This is a genomic window from Verrucomicrobiales bacterium, assembly GCA_016793885.1.
Classification (GTDB): domain Bacteria; phylum Verrucomicrobiota; class Verrucomicrobiia; order Limisphaerales; family UBA11320; genus UBA11320.
Genome location: JAEUHE010000246.1, coordinates 1 through 3,482 on the forward strand (window position 1 = coordinate 1; position 3,482 = coordinate 3,482).

The window sequence follows — 3,482 nt, forward strand, 5'->3', positions numbered from 1 at the left end:
TGTACTGGTTCAGCGTGAAACGCCGGTTGGCAAGAAATCGTTACGCACTGTTGCCCCGGGTTTCTGTGGTGGTTTGATTGGGGAACAACTCGGGGACTCTGTCCCCGAACCCCTGGGATTTTTCGCTTTGTGATCGATCCCGCAGGAGGCCGGCCTGGGTGGCCGAAACCACCCAAGCCTGCGGTATTCGAGTCCACCTCGGCGCTCGGGTTGCTTCCCAGCAGAGCCCTATCCTCCGGGTGAACGGTGCCCACCATGACTTCGCATTGATGGTTTGCCAAGGCCGGGTTGTTCACAGGGCCGCCTCCGTCTTGTCTCGGCGTTGTCGCCGGTTTTCTCGCGCTGCCTCCAGCTTGCGATCGCGCGTGGCATAGATCTCGGTGTGCCGACCTTCCAGCCGATCCTTGGGCGTCACGTATCCCAAAGCGCTGTGCAAGCGCACCGTGTTGTAATGTTCCACAAACTCTCCCACCACACGTCGGGCATCCTCTAAGGTCAGCGGCGTCTTGGGACGAATGGCTTGTTCCTTCAATGTCCGATGATACCGCTCGAGCTTTCCGTTGCTCTGGGGATAGTGCGGGCTGGTCAGCACGTGGCTGGTTTGCCACAGGCGAAGGTATTCCTTGAAATCCTTCGCTACAAACTGCGGTCCGTTGTCGGAGATGATCCGGGGCCGGGCCTGGGGATGTTTCTCCCGGGCACGTTGCAGCACCAGCTCGGCGTCGGCTTCCTTCATCGCCTCCCGGATCTCCCAATGGACGATGGAGCGTGAACACCCGTCCAGAATGCTGCACAGGTAGTAGAAGGTTCCCCCCACATTCACATAGGAAAAGTCGATGTGCCAGTGGTCGTGCGGGGCCAGGGGTTGCACAAACCCTGTGCCCTTGCGCGAGGGTTTGTTCCATCGATTGGCTAAGAGCCCTTCGGCTTTGAGCACTCGGTAGACGCTGGCCGGGCTCACGGCCACAATGTCCCGGTCCAGCATCATGAAACATAACCGCCGGTAGCCTTCCAGGGGATACTCGTGAAAGAACTTCACGATCTCGTGCTTCTCCCACGATTCCAGCCAATGGTCGCGTGGCACCAGGTGGTTGTGCTCGTTGGCTTTGCCATACCGGCAGCGCCAATCCCGAAACTTGCGCGAGGACAGTTCGATCCACCGAAGCAATCGCTCGTAACAGATCTCGGTCTTCTCCGACCAGTTTCGAACAAAGTCTACCAACTCGTCCCGGATGTCGTGAGGAATCCATGCCGCGTTCAGAGCTCCCCAAGATCTTTTTTTAAGCGGATGTGCTCCTCCATGAGTTCGGAGAGCACCTCATGCTTGCGCTGAAGTTTGGACTCCAAAGCCTCAATCTGCTTCTCGAACTTGGTTTCAGCCTTGGGACTGCCCGTACCCTCAAATGCTTTGGACCCGTTCTCGAAAAACGTCCGCTGCCATTGATAGAAGAGTGTCGGATGAATCTTGTGCTGCTCGCAGACATCCGACACCGGCTTGCCTTCCAGCAAGTGCAATCGCAGGATCTTTACTTTCTCTTCGCCACTGAATTGGCGTCGTTCTCGTTGACTCATATCACTGTGCCTTTCTACGGGCATCAGTGCGTAAGCTCAATCTTCAATCCGGCGTTTTCGGCTGAGGCAGAACAAGGCCGCACTTCAGGTCCTTACCTGGTGGGCTGGCCCGACTCAATCAGACCAGCCCCTCTACGATTCTCTCTCGAAGCTCGCGTGATGCCCAAAGCCCGAGTTAGCCCCACCTCTCCAACCCGACATCAGACAGGTCACTATGCTTGAACGAGGTCTGAATCTTCATCGCTGCGCGATGAACTCGACTGCGCAGGGTGCTGCTTTTCAGACCTGTCCGTTTCGCGATCTCTGCATAGGAGTATCCTTCAATGTATTTCATCTCCAGCAGCTTGCAGTCCTGCTCAGAAACTACCTTAAGAATCTCCCGCTTCAATTCGTTACTCATGGGGCATCTCCTTGTTTGGAATCAATCGTGGTCCGCCTGGTCATCCAGCTCCAACCGGACCAGTTTGGCGTGCCACTGGTTCTTCTGGAGTCGCCAGTATCCGTTGATGTAACCGTAAAGAACCATCAGGAAGAAGTTCTCCAGCTTAAGCCCATGGTTAGGGTCATACCGATTGACGGAGGTATGGACAGCGTCCAATACCGTCTGCTCCGGATCGAAAACGCCGCGACTTTCGGCAATACGGAGTCCGGTGGACCACATCGATTCCATCAGGAGATTTGCACGCTGCTCCGCAATAGTCTCATGGGAGGCGCCAGCATTGAGCGCTGCTTCTTCGCCCTGTTTAAAGTGTGTAGGAAGATGCAGCCCCCGGGACTTCAGCGGAGTTCCTTGCGTAGGGAGCCCAAGGCAAGGATCGCAAGCGTCTGGCGTCTCAACGGATCCCAGCGAGCCATTCTGCGCCTGCTCGGCCTGCTGCTGAGAACGTTTGGTAACCCCGGAATGCTTATGACTGCTGCTCTGGATTTTTGGCTTCATAATAAGTCAATTTTCGATTATCCACCCGTAACGCTCCTAAACTTGTGAGCCGGCCGCGGTGGTGGTTGCCGCGCTTGTAACCAGTAGAATTGGGAATCCCATATCTGCCCACGAAGCGGGCCGCTGCGGGTAGGCATAAGCAGTATGGCTGCAACCAAAATCAAAAGGATCGACCCCGCCAAACTCAGTCGGGCGCGAATGCAAAAGGGGTGGAGTCAGGAACGTCTGGCTTCCGAGCTCCAAAGGTCTGGTGTCGACAGCAGAACCTCAGTGAGGACCCTGCAAACCTACGAAGCCACTGGCCGGGTGCCTGATCCCATGGTCACGATCCTGGCGAACGTCCTCGATGTGCCGGAACAGGAGCTCCTACCTGACGCGAAAGCACCGTGGCGAATTCCGCTGATGACCTATGATCCCTCCTGGATGCCCCCCGCAGCCCTGTTGAGGGCAGACGTCGGTGCTGTCGAATTCCATTTTCGTGAGGAAGAAATCGCCAGTCTACGCCAGTGGTGCTCCACACCACAAAGGACAATGGCGATGTTGTGCGTCGGCCCTGGCGGTATCGGGAAGACCCGGCTCGCCACTGAGATTTGCCGCGTCATGAGTCAGGAGGAGTCCTGGCGCGCAGGTTTCCTCGACTACAAGGCTTGTGTCCTCGACCTCGAGCTGTGGAAGGACATTTTTAACGACCCTTCCCCCCTCTTGCTGGTCATGGACTACGCTGACCATCGCAGTAGTATTGTGCTGTGGCTACTCCAGGAGGCAATCAAACGGAACGGTCGAAACAATATCCGGTTTCTTTTCCTCGCACGGAAGGCGGGGGAATGGTGGGAGCGGCTGAAGAACAGCGACCTCGCTCGTGAGTTCTTACGCGGGCCTGCCTTATCACGGCTGAATTTACCTCCCATCGCACTGAGTAAAGAAAAGCGAGAGGAGTCCCATGCAATCGCAGCCAAGGCTTTTGGCCTTGCCA

Annotated in this window: 5 protein-coding genes; 1 reads left to right on the top strand and 4 read right to left on the bottom strand. The window is 56.5% G+C overall.

The features are described 5' to 3' along the window. Nucleotides 1–292: 292 nt before the first annotated feature. From JNN07_27240 to JNN07_27255, 4 genes are all read right to left on the bottom strand, one after another. A complete protein-coding gene (locus JNN07_27240; protein ID MBL9171458.1) occupies nucleotides 293–1,222 on the bottom strand; it encodes an IS3 family transposase in 930 nt (309 codons plus the stop codon). Nucleotides 1,223–1,257: 35 nt separating this feature from the next. After that, a complete protein-coding gene (locus JNN07_27245; GenBank protein ID MBL9171459.1) occupies nucleotides 1,258–1,572 on the bottom strand; it encodes a transposase in 315 nt (104 codons plus the stop codon). A 175-nt stretch (nucleotides 1,573–1,747) separates the two neighbouring features. Next, entirely contained in the window at nucleotides 1,748–1,972 is a 225-nt protein-coding gene (locus JNN07_27250) for a hypothetical protein (protein MBL9171460.1), read from the bottom strand. A gap of 21 nt (nucleotides 1,973–1,993) precedes the next feature. Next, nucleotides 1,994–2,509 carry a hypothetical protein gene (locus JNN07_27255; protein ID MBL9171461.1) on the bottom strand — a complete coding sequence of 172 codons (516 nt, stop codon included), beginning with the start codon at nucleotides 2,507–2,509 and terminating at the stop codon, nucleotides 1,994–1,996. A 144-nt stretch (nucleotides 2,510–2,653) separates the two neighbouring features. Between JNN07_27255 and JNN07_27260 the strand changes: the two genes are divergently transcribed. Then, nucleotides 2,654–3,482 (top strand): hypothetical protein (locus JNN07_27260; GenBank protein MBL9171462.1); only part of this gene is annotated, 829 nt, incomplete at its 3' end.

Excerpts from the sequence above, each read along its gene's own strand:
- JNN07_27245 (MBL9171459.1), bottom strand. The coding sequence starts at position 1,572 with ATGAGTCAACGAGAACGACGCCAATTCAGTGGCGAAGAGAAAGTAAAG.
- JNN07_27250 (MBL9171460.1), bottom strand. The coding sequence starts at position 1,972 with ATGAGTAACGAATTGAAGCGGGAGATTCTTAAGGTAGTTTCTGAGCAG.
- JNN07_27255 (MBL9171461.1), bottom strand. The coding sequence starts at position 2,509 with ATGAAGCCAAAAATCCAGAGCAGCAGTCATAAGCATTCCGGGGTTACC.